The sequence below is a fragment of the Nocardia sp. NPDC004711 genome (assembly GCF_053601595.1).
Map to the genome: position 1 here is coordinate 37121 of NZ_JBSGCB010000050.1, position 16490 is coordinate 53610.

Sequence of the window (16490 nt, forward strand, 5' to 3'; positions counted from 1 at the left end):
CTCAGCGCCGGTCGGGCTGCTCCGGACCGCCGCCCTCGGAGGCCGTCCAGCCGATCACCACCCGATGCTGGACGAGCTGCCCCGCGAAGGCCGGATTCACCGGATCCACCAGCAGCGAGACCACATCCACCGCCGCCGCCTCGGGCGGCTGCGCCTGCGACATATCGGTGAACCACGGCCGCGAGGCCTCGGTATCCACCAAACCCGGACAGGCCGCGCCGATGAAGACATCGCGCCCGGCCGCGCGGGCGAAGATCCGGACGGCGGCGACCTGGCCGATCTTGGACGGGTAGTTGACGGACTCCGGCCAGCCGGCCGTGCGGTCCTTGCCGTTCTCGACCAGCTCGGCGTACTCGCGCATGACTCGGTCGAGGTCGTCGAGGGTCATGGCGTCGGTGTCGAACAGGTGGTGCAGGCTCGGATCCAGATAGCGCAGGCTGCCGAAAGCGCTCGCCACGACCAGGAATCGGCCGCCGGGCCGCAGCAGCGGTCCGAACTCGCGGATCATACGGGTGGCGCCGAGGTTGTTGGTGTTCACGAACTCGCGAATCGTCTCGGCGTCACTGCGTTCCGCGGTGCGCCGCGCCGCCGCGTTGGACACCACGATGTCGATTCCGCCGTGCCGTTCCCGGACCAGCCGGGCCGCGGCCGCCACACTCTCGTCATCGCCGACATCCAGCACCAGCGGCGCCGCACCGGGAATCCCGGCCGCCGCCTCCGCGACCCGCTCGGCGTTGCGTCCGGTGACATAGATGGTGGATCCGGCCTCGAGCCGCTCGGCCAGCAGGGCCGCGACGGCCCGTCCCAGCCCTTGGTTCGCACCTGTTACGAGGGCAATGCTCATGCGTCCGGTCAACCACGCACGACCGCGCGTATTCCCTTGTGCGCCAGCCTACCTCGGCTGAGCTCGCGCAGCCGAGGCTGCCGATCCGGGTCAGAGGAACAGGTCTGTGGTGAGCGGGCCGTCGCCGGGCACCACCCGGTACTTGTCGAGACCGGTGATGCCGTGGGCCGCAAGGACTTCGTCGTCGATGAAGAAGTTGCCGGTGGTGTCCTTGGCGGGCGAGGTGAGCACCAGGTAGGCGGCGTCGGCGTAGATGTCCGGTGTGCGGGAGGTGGCGACCATCTCCGCGCCGCCGAGCAGGTTCTGCACCGCCGCGGTGGCAATGGTGGTGCGCGGCCACAGCGAGTTCACGCCGATCCCGTACTTGCGCAGTTCCTCGCTCAAACCCAGTGTGGTGAGCGACATTCCGTACTTGGCGATGGTGTAGCCCAGCGCCGTGCCCGCCCACTTCGGATCCAGGTTCAGTGGCGGCGACAGGGTGAGAATGTGCGGATTGCGACCGGCCTCGGCGGATTCCCGCAGCGCCGGGATGCTGAGCTTGGACAGCAGGAAACTGCCGCGGCAGTTGATGTCCTGCATGAGGTCGTACTTCTTCATCGGCAGGGATTCGGTGGGGGACAGATCGATGGCCGAGGCATTGTTCACCACCATGTCGATGCCGCCGAAGCGCGCGACGGTCTGCTGGACCGCGTCCGCCACCGCCTCGTCGTCGCGCACGTCGCCGAGGTACTTCAGCACGGTGCCGCCCGCCTGCTCCAGCTCGGCCGCCGCGGTATGAATGGTGCCGGGCAATTTCGGATGTGGCGCATCGGTTTTCGCGATGATGGTGATGTTCGCGCCGTCGGCCGCCGCCCGCTTGGCGATCTCCAGCCCGATGCCGCGGCTGCCGCCCGACATGATCATCGTCCGGCCCGCCAGCTGCTTCGATGCGTCGGTCATGGTCCGCTCCCGTCTGCTGTGTATCGCCCCGGGTTCGATCATCCGCGTCTCGGAGGCCGAGTGGGGCGGAAATTCTCCCAACTCGAACAGTAGGTGAGAAATGAGCTATATGCAACAAGGTGCATATAGGTAGCGCTGGCACCACCTCAGTCGCGGTACCGGGCGCGACCTCGATCGGGGTGCGCGGGGCATGGGCCGCCGACCCCTGCGTTCCTAGGCTCGAACCGGCCGGAGAACCCGGCCTGAACAGGAGGAATGTCGTCCATGAGCGCATTGCGGCGGCCGCCCGGCCGAGTCGTACTGGCCGGTTTCGGAGTGCTGGCGGTACTGGCGGCCCAGGCGTGCGGCACCGAATCCGGACGCGGTGAGCCGGCGCGCAAGGAGCTGTACCGCACCGTCACGCAGGCCCTCGACACCGTGATCCGTAGCGGCTTCCCGGGCGCGCAGGTCGTCATCGACGGCCCCGACGGCCATCACGTCCTCACCGCGGGCACGGGCGACCTCGGGACCGGCGCACCCATCCCCGACAATGCCCGGGTCCGGATCGGCAGCAATACCAAGACCTTCGTCGCCACCGTGGTGCTGCAACTGGCCGGCGAGGGCCAGGTCGAACTGGACGCTCCGATCGAGCGTTACCTGCCGGGCGTGGTGCGCGGCAATGGCAATGACGGCAACCGCGTCACGGTCCGCCAGCTGCTGCAGCACACCAGCGGCCTGTCCGACTACCTGGCGGGCGGCCGACCCGAGCCGACCCCCGTGCCCGGCTCCGCGCAGCTGGCGGCCGACACCGAGGGAATCCGCTGGGGCCATTACGAACCCGCGGACCTGGTGCGCATCGCCATGTCCATGCCGCCGCGCTTCGAGCCCGGCGCGCGTTCGGTCTACACCAACACCAACTACATCGTGCTGGGCCTGCTGATCGAAAAGGTCACCGGCCGCCCGGCGGCCACCGAGATCGGCAGCCGCGTCCTGGAACCGCTGGGTCTGCGCGACACCTACTTCCCGGACGCGCGGGAGACCGGTATCCGGGGCCCGCATGCGCGGGGGTATCAGGAAACCGACGGCAAGCGTATCGATTTCACCGATCTGGACCCGTCCTGGGCCGGCACCGCGGGCGCGATGGTCGCCACCCCCGCCGACCTGAACCGATTCTTCACCGCGCTGCTCGCCGGGAAACTGCTGCCCGCGGCCCTCTTGGACGAGATGAAACAGACCCTCCCCTGGGACCGCGGCGAACCCGGTTCCGGCTACGGACTCGGCCTGATCCACCACCCGGTCTCCTGCGGCACACAGGTGTGGGGCCACGGCGGCAGCATCCCCGGCTTCGGGACCCGCAACGGCGTGGCCGCCGACGGCACCGCCGTCGTGGTGACCGTCAATCAGCTCGCGGCCGATGAGGCCGGCGACGACGCGGTGTCGAAGCTGTTCGATGCCGCCATCTGTTCACGATGAGGAGACCACTCGTGCTTCGACATACAGTGGCCTGGGCCCGAAATGTTGCGGTGGCCATCGCGGTCACCGGACTCGTCGGCGCGGTCGCCTGCACGACGACCGCCGTCACCGATCGCGCCACCGCGGCCGAGCCCTTGGGCAGCTTCTACCGCCAGACGCTCACCTGGAAGTCCTGTGATGCGCCGGGCCTGGACGACATGGGCGCGCAGTGTGCCGATGTCACCGTGCCGCTGAATTACGCCGAGCCGCAAGGCCGCACGATCACCGTCGCCATCTCGCGCATCCCCGCCACCGACCCGGCCCAGCGGCGTGGTGTCGTATTGTCCAACCCGGGCGGTCCCGGCGGTGCGGGCCTGGATTACTTCGTGGAGACGAGCAAGGCCCTGACCCCCGGGGTCCGCGCCCGCTACGACCTGATCGGGATGGACCCGCGCGGTGTCGGCCGCTCCTCGGCGGTGAACTGCCACTGGCCGCACGGGTTCGGCTTGCAGTTCGCCGGTATCGATGCCAAGGGGTTCGCCGAATCCGTCGCCGACCAAGCCGATCTGGCGGCCCGCTGCGCCACGGCGGAAGGAGATCGCCTGCCGCACTTCACGACTCGCAATACCGCTCGGGACATGGATGTGATCCGGACGGTGCTCGGCGAAACCAAGATCAGCTATGTGGGCACCTCCTACGGCACCTATCTGGGTGCGGTGTACATGCAGATGTTCCCGGAACGTTCCGATCGCATGGTGCTGGACGGCAGCGTGGACCCGGACCGCTACGGCGCGGTCGGCATGGTGCAGGACATGGGCTCACCGAACGAGGCCGCGCTCGATGCCTGGGCGGCCTGGACCGCACAGCGCGACGACGAATACCACCTCGGCACCACCGGTGCGGCCGTGCGTGGTCTCGTCGAGCGGCTGATCGAACACGCTGCCGCCCAGCCGATCCGGATCGGCGACTACGACCTCGACGCGCATTACCTGCCCTTGGTGCTGTACATCGCCTTCAATTCACCGCACGACTACGGTCTTGCCGCGCAACAGGTCCGGGAGCTGGCCGACGCCGCCGACGGGAAACCGGTGCGGCCGGACGAGGATCTGGCGGGCAAGCTGGCCATGATGCTGCGCGCGCAGCCGCGCGACATGTCACCCCAGATGGCCATCCTCTGCGGAGATGTCGGCGCACCCCGCGACCCCGACTGGTACCGGCGCAATATCGAAGCCTCCCGCGCCACCCAGCCGGTCTTCGGCGCGATGGCGAACAACATCACGCCGTGCGCGTTCTGGGCCCCGCCCGCCGAATCCCCCACCGCGCTGGGCAATTCGGTGCCGAACCTGATCATCCAGGCCACCGGCGACACCCGCACCAACTATGGCGGTGCGCTCGCCATGCACCGGGCGCTCACCGGTTCTCGCATGGTCACGTTGCAGGACGTCGCCATCCACTCGATCCTCGGCCGCTACCCGAATTCCTGCGTGTACGACGCGGTGAACACCTATCTGGCCGACGGCACCCTGCCCGCCGCCGATCTCACCTGTCGTGATGACTGATCATCCGGCATTCAGATAGGCGAGGACGGCCAGCACCCGCCGGTGGCCCACCTCGTCGGCGAACAACCCCAGCTTGGCGAAGATGCTCCGAATGTGTTTGAGCACAGCACCTTCGGTGACCACGAGGCGCTCGGCAATGGTGGCATTGTCGAGCCCCTCGGCCATGAGTGCCAGCACCTCGCGTTCGCGCGGGGTCAGCGCGGCCAGTGGATCGTCGGTCTTGCGCCGCACCAGCAGCTGCGAGATCACCTCCGGATCCATGGCGGTCCCGCCCTCGGCGACCCGCCGCAGCGAATCCAGGAACCGATCGACCTTCCCGACCCGCTCCTTGAGCAGGTATCCGATCCCGCCGGCGCCATCACCGAGCAGTTCGGCGGCGTAGCTGTCCTCGACCCAGGCCGAGAGCACCAGCACCGGCAGGCCGGGGTGAATCTCGCGGGCCCGCACCGCGGCTCGCAATCCGTCATCGGTGAAGGTGGGGGGCAGCCGCACATCCACGACCACGGCATCGGGCCGATCGGCGGTCACCACCGCGAGAAAATCGTCCGCGTTGTCGACCGCGGCGGCCACCTCGATCCCCGCCGTCTGCAACAGCAGCGCCAGCCCCTCCCGCAGCAGGGCATCATCCTCGGCGATCACAACCCGCACGGCAGCTCCACCCGCACCAGGGTAGGTCCACCCGCCGGACTGCTGAGCACCATCCGTCCGTCCAGCGCCTCGGCCCGCCGCCGGATCCCGGCCAGCCCGCCGCCCTCGGTCTCCCGCGCCCCGCCGACCCCGTCATCCAGGACCTCGACGGTCAGCAGCCCGGCATCGCCTCCGAGGGAAACCCGAAGATGTTCGGCACCAGAATGTTTGGTTGCATTGGTGATCGTCTCGGAGATGACGAAATACGCGGCCGCCTCGACGGCCGCGGGCCAGCGGGGCCCTGATCTGCTCGAATCCGGTACTTCGGTCGTGCCCGGACGCAGCGCGACGGTACCGCCCAGAGCGAGTTCGACCGGAATCGGGGAGCGCGCGGCCAGCGCCGAAATCGCACTCGCCAGACCACGATCCGCGAGCACCGGAGGATACACGGTCCGCACCACGTCTCGGAGTTCGGCCAACGCGGCCTCGGCCGTGTCCTGCGCCTTGCGGACCAGGTCGGACGATGCGGCCGGATCCCGTTCGCGCAGCTGGTCGGCCAGCCCGAGCTGCATGATGACCGCCGCGATCCGCGCCTGCGCGCCATCGTGCAGATCCCGTTCGATGCGCCGCAGTTCCGCCCCGTGCGCGTCGAGCGCGGCGGCCCGGGTGGCGGTCAACTCCGCCACCCGCACCGCGAGCTCGGTGCCCGGCGCCGGACCGAGCAGTGTCCGTGCCAGTAGCGCCTGCCACCGGGCCACCGTGGGCAGCCGGAGCACCAGGGCCGCCAAGGGAATCGCGATGAGGGCGCTGAGCCCGGCCAGCGGCCAGGAATCGACCACGAAGCCGAAGCTGTCGACGGTGCCCGGCGGCACGATCTGCCAGTACACCGGAATCGCCAGCTGATTCAGCACACCCGACGGCAGTCCGATCGAGAACAGCGCCACCACCATGCCGGGCACCCCGTGCACACACAGCCACGCGATATCCCGGCCGTTCGCCGGATCCCGGAAGGCGCCGGCCAGCCGTTGCCGCAGCCCGCCGGTCATCGGCCGATAGGCCACCACGATCGGCGCGCCCAGCCGCTTGCCCGCCCGCCGCCGTTCGAACTCGGTCAGCGGGCGGATCAGCCGCAGATATTCGGGAATCGCCGGAATGCCCACCCCGCCGAGGCTCGTGGCTGCCACCACGAACAAACCGACCGTGGCGAACGTGGCCGCCACGCCGGTAGCGCCGCCGACAAGCAGATAGCCGATGCTCCCCGGCAGCACCCGCAGCCGACCCGCGACCCACCGCTGCACGGCCACCGGGCCGTGCTCCGGCATGGGGTCGGCACTCATGCCACCAACCTACTGATCCGGTCAGCGCTGCTTGCCGCCACGCTCCTTGTACAGGCGGCGCTGGTCCTTGTTGATCTGCTTCCAGACCTTCGCCCGCTCGGCGCGCATGCGCGCGTCGCTGCGGGCGGCCAGCCATTCGTTCTCGCGGCTCAGCTTGCGGTAGCTGTCCAGACGACGCCGGGGGAGCGCGCCGGATTCGATGGCCGCCAGCACCGCGCACCCCGGCTCGCTCTCGTGCGAGCAGTCGGTGAAACGGCATTGCCCGGACAGGGATTCGATATCGCTGAAGGTCCGCCCGAGCCCTTCGGCGGCATCCCAGAGCCCGACCGACCGCAACCCCGGGGTATCGATGAGGGTGCCGCCGCCGGGCAGTGGCCGCAGTTCGCGGTGCACGGTGGTGTGGCGGCCGCGCTTGTCGCCCTCGCGCACCGCGCTGGTGGCGAAGACTTCCGCACCGAGCAGCGCGTTGGCGAGGGTGGATTTGCCCGCGCCCGAGGGCCCGATCAATGCCACCGTGCCGGAGAGCAGCGAGCTCAGCACATCCATGCCGACACCACCGGTGGCGCTGACCGCCACCACGGTGACGCCCGGCGCGGCGGCTCGGACGTCCTCGATCGGAATATCGTGCGCCAGATCGGCTTTGGTGAGCACCACGGCGGGCTGGGCGCCGGATTCCCAGGCCAGCGCCAGCAGCCGCTCGATGCGCCCGAGATCGACATCCCCGTCGCCGGCGGTGCACACCAGCACGGTGTCCACATTCGCGGCCAGCACTTGATCGGCCGATTTGGCGCGGGCATCGGGCTGCCCGGACACGGCGGCCCGGACGATGGCGGTGCGGCGCGGCAGCAGGGCCCGCACCGTGCGCCCGGCGTCGATCGCCACCCAGTCGCCGGTGCAGAGCCCGCTGATCTCGGAATCCGAGCGGGGGAGCCGGGCCCGCACCACCGCGGCCGTCAGGCGGCTCTGGTAGTCGGCGGTGGGAAGGGGTGCGGCGATATCGCATTCACTGCGATCCATACGGATCACGCGGGCCGGAATCAGATCGTCACCCAGCAGCGGCCGGTAGTCGGCGGCGAGGGTGGTGTTCCAGCCGTAGGGAACGAGCAGGTCGAAATCGACCGAAGCCATGTGTGGAGTCCTTTGACGGGCCGAGCCCGAATCACGGACTCAGCGAGAGGAATTCGAGGTGGATGCGCGTGGGGCGAACATTCGCCCGGGCACGGCAATCCGCACTGCCGTCGTCACGTAACTCCACCTCCCATCTCTCCTCATGCCGTCACCGTGGTGACCGCGCCGAACAAGAACGGGGACAACCTTGTCAGGCTGTCCCCGTCGGCGCAACGTATTTTTCCGGTCAGGATTTCGGCTTGTCGAACTGCTCGCGGCGGCCCATCCGCTGCAGACGCAGCCACTCCATCAGCCCGGCCGGATCCTTCTGCTGGACCAGGAAGAACCATCCGAAACGGGCGACCTCCTGCGGCAGCAGTTTTCGCATGCCCGGCTGCGCCATCAGGTAGCCGCGGTTGCGGTAGGTGAAGTGCCGCTTGATCGGGTCGTCCGGGTACTGGGTGTGCATGCGCCCGCCCAGGATCGGCTTGAACTCGGCCGACCCGTTCGGGTGCAGGTATGCGGTCTGCAGGCAGGTGCCGAACGGCAGCCCCGAGCGCACCAGCCGCCGGTGCACCTCCACCTCGTCGCCGCGCACGAACAGCCGCAGATCCGGCACGCCGATCTTGTCCACGGCCTCGGCCGAGATCAGCGCCCCGTTGAACAGCGAGGCGATCCCGGGTAGGAAGTCCTCGTCACCCAGCTCCGACCGCAGCCGCCGCCACACCACGCCCCGGCGCAGTGGGAAGGCCAGCCGATCCGGGTCGTCGATATCGGCCACCACCGGCGACACCTCGACCAGCCCGTGCCGCTTGGCGCAATCGAACAGCTTGGCGAGCACGTCCGGTCCCTCGGGGCGGCCGTCGTCATCGGCCAGCCACACCCAGTCCGCGCCCAGGGTCAGCGCGTGCAGCATGCCCAGCGCGAACCCGCCCGCGCCGCCCAGATTGTGTTCCGAACCGACATAGGTGGTTTCCATGGGCTGCTGCTTCACCAGCTCGCCGACCTCGGCCTCATTGCCGTTGTCCACCACGATCAGGTGGTCGAGCTGCCGGGTCTGGGTGCCCAGCACCTTCAGCGACTCGGCCAGCTGCTCCCGGCGTTTATGGGTGACCACGATGGCGACGATGCGCGCATCATCGCCGTACACGGGGGTGGACTGTTCACTCATGCGGGATTCCGTTCCGGTTCACGTTCACGTTCCAGATCCCGCAGCACCTGCGCCACGTGATCACCCGCCTCCGGGCCCTCGTAGGCTCGCACGACATCCTCGATGCCGCCCTGCATGCGAATCTGCCCGTGATCGATCCACATCGCGGAATCGCACAGCTGGGCCAGGAATTCATTGGAGTGGCTGGCGAAGACGAGAATGCCCGAGCGCGAGACCAATTCCTGCAGCCGGACCCGGGCCTTCTTCATGAACTCCGCGTCGACCGCGCCGATGCCCTCGTCGAGCAGCAGGATCTCCGGATCGATGGAGGTGACCACGCCCATGGCCAGGCGCACGCGCATACCCGTCGAGTAGGTGCGCAGCGGCATCGCCAGATAGTCACCCAGTTCGGTGAACTCGGCGATCTCGTCGATCTTGGCGAGCATCTGCTTGCGGGTCTGCCCGAGGAACAGGCCGCGAATGACGATGTTGTCGTAGCCGGAGATCTCCGGGTCCATGCCCACGCCGAGATCGAAGACCGGAGCCACCCGCCCGCGGATGCGCGCGCTGCCGCGGGTCGGTTCGTAGATGCCCGAAAGCAGCCGCAGCAGTGTGGATTTGCCCGCGCCATTGTGGCCGACCAGGCCGACGCGATCGCCTTCCTTCAGCGACAGCGTGATATCCCGCAGCGCCTCGACGACCACCACATCGGATTGATTGCGCCCGATGGCGCCGCCGGCCGACCCGAGCACCGCCTTCTTCAGCGATCGGGATTTGGCGTCGAAGATCGGGAATTCCACCCACGCGTTCTGGGTCTCGATACTCACATGGTCGGTCATTGAGCCTTCACACCCAGTAGGGGACTCGGGAACGGAACTTCTTCATAGCCAGTATCGCGACTATCCAGCCGACGATGGTGATCGACAGCACCACCACCCAGCTGCGCAGGTGGATCGGGTCGCCCAGCAGGGGCGCGCGCACGATCTCCAGATAGTGGAAGGTGGGGACGAGCTCGGCCAGCTTGGCGCGATCGCTCGCGGCGCCCGACAGCGCCGAGGTCTTCCACATGACCGGGGTGAGAACGAACAGCATGAGCGTGGTGCTGCCCAGGATCGGCGCCAGATCGCGGTAGCGGGTGCTGAAGATGCCGAACACGATCGTCACCCAGATGGCATTGAGGAACAGCAGCAGCAGACCCGGAATCGCGAGCAGGGCCGACCAGTGCAGGTGCCGCCAGATGCTGAAGGCGGCCACCATCACCACGTAGATGATCAGGTTGTGGGCGAAGAACAGGAACTGCCGCCACACCAGGCGGTACACGTGCACGCTCAGTGCCGATGGCAGCTGCTTGATCAGGCCCTCATTGGCGATGAAGACATCCGAGCCCTCGAGAATGCTGGCATTGATCACATTCCAGACGATCAGGCCGACGGTCACATAGGGCAGATAGGAACTCAGCGACTGCCCGAAGAGGGTGGCATAGAGGACACCCATCGCCGCCGCCTGCAAACCGGTGGCGATGGTGATCCAGAACGGGCCCAGCACCGAGCGCCGGTACCGCTGCTTGATGTCCTGCCAGCCCAGCGCCAGCCACAGTTCACGCTGGGAGAATCCGTCGCGGAAATCCTTGAATGCGCGACCGAAGGACTGGGAGTCCGACACGAGCGGCACCGGTTCATGGTCCGGGCGCACGTCGGTCATCGCCGAGTCGGGGGGAGCAGCAGCAGGCACAGCACCCGACCTTATCTAATTGCCATCGCATTGCGCGCAGAACCTGCCGCCGACGCGGACATCTCGGCGGCAGGGGTGCCCACGGCCACGCCGTCAGAGGTACTGGCCGCCGCCCGAATGCTGCTGCCCGCGGGCGTCGCCGTGGCTCATCCCCGGGGGCAGCGCCTGACGCATCTGCTCGAGCTGGGCGCGCGCGGCCATCTGCTGAGCGAACAGCGCGGTCTGGATGCCGTGGAACAGGCCCTCCAGCCAGCCCACCAGCTGGGCCTGGGCAATGCGCAGTTCCGCGTCGGAGGGGACGGTGTCGTCGGTGAAGGGCAGCGCCAGCCGCTCCAGCTCCTCGCGGAGTTCGGGGGCCAGGCCGGTTTCCAGCTCGCGGATGGAGGTGCGGTGGATCTCGCGCAGCCGGGTGCGGGAGGCGTCGTCCAGCGGTGCGTGCCGGACCTCCTCGAGCAGCTGCTTGATCATGGTGCCGATGCGCATGACCTTCGCGGGCTGCTCCACCATGTCGGCGAGCGACTCCTCTTTGTCGTGCGCGTCGCCCGACTCGCGCGAAAGATCCTCACCGACAACCTGTCCGGTGATCTCCACCGGCTCCCCGCCGATCTGCGCCGCCGCCGGGATGAACAGCGGCTTTCCCTCGGGACCGATCACGACGATGGATTCCGGAACCCCATCCGATTGCGTCATGCCCCCATCCTGCCCAATGCGCACCGAACCTGCCCAGTGCCACCCCAAGTTCGTAACACGCCGAAGATGCGACACGAAGGGACAAGTCGAGATGGTTCGCGGCTCGGCTCGATTCTGGACTGCGGCTGGAATAGACCTCCGCCTTGGAGCGGGGGAGCGAAGCGGAGGAGCGGAGGAGGGAAGAATCGAGACCTCGGGGCCGCGAACCCCGCCCCGGAGCGAAGCGGAGGGGCAAAACCAGCACAGCCCGTCCAGTTTGTACGGTAGGCGCTGGTCGTCCTGGTCCTCGTAGGTTGCTTCCCTCCCTACCGTTACCCTGTTGTGCCCTCTCCCTTTAGAGTGGCCACCATGACTTACGACGTCGCAAGGGTGCGGGGCCTCATACCGTCCCTGGGCGACGGCTGGATCCACCTCGACCCGCAAGCGGGCATGCTGGTCCCGGATTCGGTATCCCGGGCCGTCTCAACAGGTTTCCGGACCTCCGCCTTCTCGCACAGCAATCGGCACGGCGCCGCCAAGCGCAGCGCCGCGATCCTGGAGGCCGCGCGCGAGGCCGTCGCCGATCTCGTCGGCGGCGATCCGGCGGGCGTGGTGCTCGGACCCGATCGCGCGGTACTGCTGGCCTGGCTGGCCGAATCGCTGAGCTCCCGGCTGGGTCTGGGCACCGGGATCGTGCTGTCGCGTCTGGATGACGAGGCGAATGTGGCGCCGTGGCTGCGGATAGCGAATCGCTATGGCGCGCACGTGCGCTGGGCGGAAGTGGAGATCGAGACCTGCGAGATGCCGGCCTGGCAGTTCGAGGAGCTCATCGGACCCACCGCCCGGCTGGTGGCGCTGACCGCCGCCTCACCCATCGTCGGCTCCGCGCCCGCGGTGCGGGTGGCCGCGGACCGCGTGCACGAGGTCGGCGGGCTGCTGGTCGCCGACTGCTTCGGCGCCGCGCCCTACGCGCTCCTCGACATCGACGAACTCAATGCCGACGTGATCGCGCTGAGCGCGCCCGCCTGGGGCGGTCCGCAGATCGGCGCGCTGGTCTTCCGCGATCCGGCGTTCCTGGACCGGATCCCGTCCATGTCGCTGAACCCCTACGCCAAGGGCGCGGAACGGCTCGAGGTGGGCGGCCACCAGTACGCCCTGCTGGCCGGCCTCACCACCTCCATCGACTACCTGGCCTCGCTCGACGAGCGCGCCGAGGGCACCCGGCGGGAGCGCCTGGAAATGTCGATCACGTCCCTGCAGGACTATCACGACCATCTCTTCGAGCACCTGATGTCCGTGCTCGACACCATCCCCAACCTGACCGTCATCGGCCGGGCCTCCACCCGCATCCCGACGGTGAGCTTCACCATCTCGGGCACGCAGGCGGAGAAGGTCTCGGCCAAGCTGGCCGACGCCCGCATCGGCACGCTGAGCGGCTCCCACGGCGGCAGCCGCCTGCTCGACGCGCTGGGCGTCAATGACGAAGGCGGCGCCGTGACCATCGGACTCGCGCCCTACACAACGAAATTCGAGATCGACCAGCTGGGCCGCGCACTGGTGGCGCTGGACACCTAGAGCTCGCGAATCTGCAGGATCACCTTGCCGACCGTCTCGGCGGAGTCCAGCAGGCGGTGAGCCTGGGCGGCGTCGGTGACCGGCACCTCCGCCGACACCACCGGCACGACGGTCCCGTCGGAGATGAGCGGCCAGAGGTGGCGGCGCAGCTCGGTGATGATCTCCGACTTCGATCCGCGCCCGGTCTCGGGGCGGCGCCGCAGATTGGTGGCGTGAATCGATCCCCGCTTGCCCAGCAGCGTGCCCAGATTCAATTCCGCGGTGACCCCGCCCTGCATGCCGATCACCACCAGGTGCCCGTCCTCGGCGAGCGCCTGGACATTCCGCTCCAGATACGCCGCGCCCATATTGTCGAGAATGATGTCCGCGCCCGGATATTCACTGTGCAGCGTGGTCACGAAATCGTGCTCGCGGTAATTGATCAGCAGCGTCGCGCCCAATTCCGCGCACCGGTCCAGCTTGTACTGCGAACCCGCCGTGACCGCGACCCGCGCGCCCAGTGCCCGCGCCACCTGGATGGCGTGGGTGCCGATTCCGCTGCCGCCCCCGTGAATCAGCAGCAACTGCCCGCTGTGCAGGCCCGCGGTCATCACCAGGTTGGACCACACGGTGGCCGCCACCTCCGGCAGTGCCGCCGCCGCGGCCACATCCAGTCCCTCCGGCACGGGCAGCAGCTGGGTCGCGGGCGCCACCACCCGCTCGGCGTAGCCGCCGCCGGACAGCAGCGCGCACACCGGATCGCCGGCCCGCCAATCCCGCACGCCCGGACCGACTTCCGCGACCATCCCGGACACTTCGAGGCCCAGAATCTCGCTGGCTCCCGGCGGCGGCGGATAGAAACCCTGCCGCTGCAGCAGGTCCGCGCGATTCACCCCCGCGGCCACCACATCGATCGCAACCTCGCCCGGTCCGGGCGCGGGCAGGTCGTCCACCTGCGCCCATTTCATGACCTCGGGCCCACCGAAACCGTCGAGCGTCACCGCATACATGAAAACGAGCGTACGGCCGGAGCTCACCGATTACTGTCAGGCCGTCCTCGGCGTGGGCCCAGCATCTTCTCAGCATCGGCCGTCACCGTGGAGTGAACGGATTCGAGAGGAGATTCCATGATCACCACCCTGGCCGTCCTCGGCGGCATGGTCATCCTGGCGGCTATGGCGATGTCCGGATTCATCGCGACCGATGCGCCGCGTGCTCTGGTCCGCGTCCGCAAGCGTTGAACCGGGGCGCGGCGTAAACCCTGATAACGCGGCACGTCCGGGCCGGAAGGTTACGCCCGGGGAAAGTAACTTCGACCCCCTCCGCGCAGGGGTGGAAGGTACTAGCGTTCCGGGGCATGAGCAGTTTCGTCGATTTCCAGAACGAGATCTATCTCTCCGGCCTCGCGGGCATCGTCCCGGCGCTACCCATGACGGCGGCGGGCCTGGAGCAGAAGGCTCGGGAGGTGCTGGATCCGGCGGCCTTCGCTTATGTGGCGGGCAGTGCGTCCACCGAACGCACCGCGCACGCCAATCTCTCCGCCTTCGAGCGGTACCGGCTGCTGCCGCGCATACTGCGCGGCGCCACCGGGCCCGGGGCGCGCGACCTGTCGGTGAACGTGCTCGGAACCCATTTGGCCGCACCGATTATCACCGCGCCGATCGGCGTGCTGGGCTTGCTGCACGAGCGCGGCGAGACCCTGGTCGCCGAGGTCACCCGGGAACTGGGCATCGGCATGTGCCTGTCCACCGCCGCCTCCTCCACGATCGAGGAGGTCGGGGCGCGGGCGGGCGACTGGTGGTATCAGCTGTACTGGCCCGATGACATGGAGCTGGCCCGCTCCTTCGTCGAGCGCGCCGAGGAGTCCGGCGCCAAGGCCATCGTCGTCACCGCCGACACCCCCAGCCTGGGCTGGCGCCCGCGCGACCTGCAGCTCGGTCACCTGCCGTTCCTGCAGGGCAAAGGTATTGCCAACTATCTGTCCGATCCGGTCTTCCGCGCCAAGCTCAGCGCCCCGCCGGAGGAGAGCGAGGAGGCGATGCGGGCCGCCGTGCTCACCTGGATCGGACTGTTCGGTAACCATGGTCTGCGCCCGGCCGACATCGCCCGGCTGCGGGATTGGACCGAACTGCCCATCGCGGTGAAGGGCGTGCTGCACCCCGACGACGCCCGCCAGGTGGTCGACGCGGGCGCGGACGCGGTGGTGGTGAGCAATCACGGCGGCCGCCAGGTGGACGGGGCGGTCGGTGCGCTGGACGCGCTGCCCACCATCGTGGCCACCGTCGGCGATCGCGCTGATGTGCTGTTCGACTCCGGCATCCGCACCGGCTCCGATGTCATGATCGCGCTCTCGCTGGGCGCCAAGGCCGTCCTCTACGGCCGCCCCTGGGCGTATGGCCTGGGCCTGGCCGGCGCCGACGGCGTGCGCCACGCGCTGCGCCGCCTGCTCGCGGATTTCGATGCGGCCATGGGCCTTTCGGGCTGCACCAGCCTGCACGACCTGAGCCGGACCATGATCTCCACCTATCGCGTTTAGGCCTTCCCGGCGGAAGGAATCCTGCTGTGGGAACGCGTTCGTCCGGGCCGCGAGCTGAGGAGGAGCGATCAAACGCCGTCACAACAACGAGCCGGTGGCCGAGTCCGGAGGCCGGGCCGCGGCCGAACCGCGGTGGCTCACCCCGGAGCAGCAGCGCGCCTGGCGGGCCTACATGGACGGCAGCCAGCGGCTCATGGCCGACCTCAACCGGCAGCTGCAACGCGACTGCGACCTGTCCTTCGCCGACTACCGCATCCTGGTGAAGCTGTCCGAGGCGCCCGGCCGTGCGCTGCGCATGAGTGATCTCGCCGACGGCGTGCTCTCCTCCCGCAGCCGGCTCACCCACCAGATCCGCCGCATGGAGGCGCAGCAGATGGTCCGCCGCGTCGCCTGCGAGGACGACGGCCGCGGCGTGCTGGCCCAGCTCACCGAGGAGGGCCTGCGGCGCCTGCGGGCCGCCGCTCCCGGCCATGTCGCCGCGGTGCGCCGCGTGGATCTGCTCACCCCGCAGCAGCTGGCCGCCGTGGCCGCCGGCCTGGACCTGGTGAACCTGGCCGCCGACCACCGCGCCGGCGCCCGCGCGACAGCCGATCTCGACTGACCGGTCCCCCCGAATCGGAAGTGGGAGGCAGACCGCACACGCCATCAGTTAGGATCGATCGCCTGGAAGCGTGGCAGAGCGGCCGAATGCACTCGCCTTGAAAGCGAGCGTCGTGAAAGCGACCGGGGGTTCAAATCCCTCCGCTTCCGCTGAGAACCCGCAGGTGGGTAAGGCTTTTCGAGCCGGAGAACGCCTGCGTGGTCATCGTCGTCGACGGATGAGGGTGTCGGCCGGGTATCACCGCCTGCACCCTCGGCATGCGGCACGCCTTCGACGCCGATCACATCGCCGCCATCGGCAACACCACGCGAAAGCTGGTGGCGGACTGCCGAATCTGGTTCCCCTGGTGGGAACACGATCTCGCCGCGGAGTGACGATTCCCGGCCAATGCGGATCGACGTCATC

Annotated in this window: 15 protein-coding genes, 1 tRNA gene and 1 pseudogene; 7 read left to right on the forward strand and 10 right to left on the reverse strand. The window is 68.7% G+C overall.

What is annotated here, in order from left to right; genetic code table 11:
• Position 1: 1 nt before the first annotated feature.
• Both ACWEKS_RS37190 and ACWEKS_RS37195 read right to left on the reverse strand, forming a co-directional pair.
• Positions 2-844 (reverse strand): SDR family NAD(P)-dependent oxidoreductase, encoded by an 843-nt coding sequence (locus ACWEKS_RS37190; RefSeq protein WP_452344436.1) that lies wholly within the window; start codon positions 842-844, stop codon positions 2-4.
• A gap of 90 nt (positions 845-934) precedes the next feature.
• Complete coding sequence (locus tag ACWEKS_RS37195) at positions 935-1783, reverse strand: SDR family oxidoreductase (RefSeq protein WP_452344437.1); 849 nt, start codon at positions 1781-1783, stop codon at positions 935-937.
• Between the two features lie 264 nt (positions 1784-2047).
• On the opposite strand from ACWEKS_RS37195, the gene ACWEKS_RS37200 reads away from it, so the two are divergent.
• Positions 2048-3235: a serine hydrolase domain-containing protein gene (locus ACWEKS_RS37200; protein ID WP_452344438.1), complete on the forward strand. Its 1188-nt coding sequence runs from the start codon at positions 2048-2050 to the stop codon at positions 3233-3235.
• A gap of 11 nt (positions 3236-3246) precedes the next feature.
• Positions 3247-4773: an alpha/beta hydrolase gene (locus ACWEKS_RS37205; protein ID WP_452344439.1), complete on the forward strand. Its 1527-nt coding sequence runs from the start codon at positions 3247-3249 to the stop codon at positions 4771-4773.
• On the opposite strand, the gene ACWEKS_RS37210 is transcribed toward ACWEKS_RS37205, so the two are convergent.
• The 7 genes from ACWEKS_RS37210 to ACWEKS_RS37240 form a co-directional block, all read right to left on the reverse strand.
• Complete coding sequence (locus ACWEKS_RS37210) at positions 4774-5421, reverse strand: response regulator (RefSeq protein WP_452344440.1); 648 nt, start codon at positions 5419-5421, stop codon at positions 4774-4776.
• The gene (locus ACWEKS_RS37215) at positions 5409-6737 is read right to left on the reverse strand and encodes a sensor histidine kinase (protein ID WP_452344441.1); all 1329 of its coding nucleotides are present in this window, start codon (positions 6735-6737) and stop codon (positions 5409-5411) included. Before ACWEKS_RS37215 ends, ACWEKS_RS37210 begins: the two co-directional genes overlap by 13 nt.
• Before the next feature lie 21 nt (positions 6738-6758).
• On the reverse strand, positions 6759-7865 hold the full coding sequence (gene rsgA / locus ACWEKS_RS37220) for a ribosome small subunit-dependent GTPase A (protein ID WP_452344442.1): 1107 nt from the start codon (positions 7863-7865) through the stop codon (positions 6759-6761).
• 226 nt (positions 7866-8091) lie between these two features.
• On the reverse strand, positions 8092-9015 hold the full coding sequence (gene glfT1 / locus ACWEKS_RS37225) for a galactofuranosyltransferase GlfT1 (protein ID WP_452344443.1): 924 nt from the start codon (positions 9013-9015) through the stop codon (positions 8092-8094).
• Complete coding sequence (gene wzt, locus ACWEKS_RS37230) at positions 9012-9833, reverse strand: galactan export ABC transporter ATP-binding subunit Wzt/RfbE (RefSeq protein WP_452344444.1); 822 nt, start codon at positions 9831-9833, stop codon at positions 9012-9014. Before wzt ends, glfT1 begins: the two co-directional genes overlap by 4 nt.
• A gap of 7 nt (positions 9834-9840) precedes the next feature.
• Positions 9841-10695, reverse strand: coding sequence for a galactan export ABC transporter permease subunit Wzm/RfbD (gene wzm / locus ACWEKS_RS37235; protein ID WP_354838645.1), 855 nt, complete (start codon positions 10693-10695; stop codon positions 9841-9843).
• Positions 10696-10818: 123 nt separating this feature from the next.
• Positions 10819-11415 carry a bacterial proteasome activator family protein gene (locus ACWEKS_RS37240; RefSeq protein WP_452344445.1) on the reverse strand — a complete coding sequence of 199 codons (597 nt, stop codon included), beginning with the start codon at positions 11413-11415 and terminating at the stop codon, positions 10819-10821.
• Between the two features lie 348 nt (positions 11416-11763).
• Between ACWEKS_RS37240 and ACWEKS_RS37245 the strand changes: the two genes are divergently transcribed.
• Entirely contained in the window at positions 11764-12969 is a 1206-nt protein-coding gene (locus ACWEKS_RS37245) for a cysteine desulfurase-like protein (RefSeq protein WP_452344446.1), read from the forward strand.
• Here the strand turns inward: ACWEKS_RS37245 and ACWEKS_RS37250 are convergent.
• Entirely contained in the window at positions 12966-13958 is a 993-nt protein-coding gene (locus tag ACWEKS_RS37250; protein WP_452344447.1) for an NAD(P)H-quinone oxidoreductase, read from the reverse strand. The genes ACWEKS_RS37245 and ACWEKS_RS37250 overlap by 4 nt on opposite strands.
• A gap of 347 nt (positions 13959-14305) precedes the next feature.
• Here ACWEKS_RS37250 and ACWEKS_RS37255 point away from each other — a divergent pair, with 347 nt between their 5' ends.
• The 4 genes and pseudogenes from ACWEKS_RS37255 to ACWEKS_RS37270 form a co-directional block, all read left to right on the forward strand.
• Positions 14306-15484: an alpha-hydroxy-acid oxidizing protein gene (locus ACWEKS_RS37255; RefSeq protein WP_452344448.1), complete on the forward strand. Its 1179-nt coding sequence runs from the start codon at positions 14306-14308 to the stop codon at positions 15482-15484.
• A gap of 172 nt (positions 15485-15656) precedes the next feature.
• On the forward strand, positions 15657-16085 hold the full coding sequence (locus ACWEKS_RS37260; protein ID WP_452344462.1) for a MarR family winged helix-turn-helix transcriptional regulator: 429 nt from the start codon (positions 15657-15659) through the stop codon (positions 16083-16085).
• A gap of 64 nt (positions 16086-16149) precedes the next feature.
• Positions 16150-16234 (forward strand) — tRNA-Ser (locus ACWEKS_RS37265).
• Between the two features lie 84 nt (positions 16235-16318).
• Positions 16319-16411, forward strand: a pseudogene (locus ACWEKS_RS37270) (HoxN/HupN/NixA family nickel/cobalt transporter); the annotation flags it as partial.
• Between the last annotated feature and the right edge of the window lie 79 nt (positions 16412-16490).

Excerpts from the sequence above, each read along its gene's own strand:
- ACWEKS_RS37190 (WP_452344436.1), bottom strand. The coding sequence starts at position 844 with ATGAGCATTGCCCTCGTAACAGGTGCGAACCAAGGGCTGGGACGGGCC.
- ACWEKS_RS37215 (WP_452344441.1), bottom strand. The coding sequence starts at position 6,737 with ATGAGTGCCGACCCCATGCCGGAGCACGGCCCGGTGGCCGTGCAGCGG.
- wzt (WP_452344444.1), bottom strand. The coding sequence starts at position 9,833 with ATGACCGACCATGTGAGTATCGAGACCCAGAACGCGTGGGTGGAATTC.
- rsgA (WP_452344442.1), bottom strand. The coding sequence starts at position 7,865 with ATGGCTTCGGTCGATTTCGACCTGCTCGTTCCCTACGGCTGGAACACC.
- ACWEKS_RS37200 (WP_452344438.1), top strand. The coding sequence starts at position 2,048 with ATGAGCGCATTGCGGCGGCCGCCCGGCCGAGTCGTACTGGCCGGTTTC.
- glfT1 (WP_452344443.1), bottom strand. The coding sequence starts at position 9,015 with ATGAGTGAACAGTCCACCCCCGTGTACGGCGATGATGCGCGCATCGTC.
- ACWEKS_RS37250 (WP_452344447.1), bottom strand. The coding sequence starts at position 13,958 with ATGTATGCGGTGACGCTCGACGGTTTCGGTGGGCCCGAGGTCATGAAA.
- ACWEKS_RS37240 (WP_452344445.1), bottom strand. The coding sequence starts at position 11,415 with ATGACGCAATCGGATGGGGTTCCGGAATCCATCGTCGTGATCGGTCCC.
- ACWEKS_RS37260 (WP_452344462.1), top strand. The coding sequence starts at position 15,657 with ATGGACGGCAGCCAGCGGCTCATGGCCGACCTCAACCGGCAGCTGCAA.
- ACWEKS_RS37255 (WP_452344448.1), top strand. The coding sequence starts at position 14,306 with ATGAGCAGTTTCGTCGATTTCCAGAACGAGATCTATCTCTCCGGCCTC.
- ACWEKS_RS37245 (WP_452344446.1), top strand. The coding sequence starts at position 11,764 with ATGACTTACGACGTCGCAAGGGTGCGGGGCCTCATACCGTCCCTGGGC.
- wzm (WP_354838645.1), bottom strand. The coding sequence starts at position 10,695 with ATGACCGACGTGCGCCCGGACCATGAACCGGTGCCGCTCGTGTCGGAC.
- ACWEKS_RS37195 (WP_452344437.1), bottom strand. The coding sequence starts at position 1,783 with ATGACCGACGCATCGAAGCAGCTGGCGGGCCGGACGATGATCATGTCG.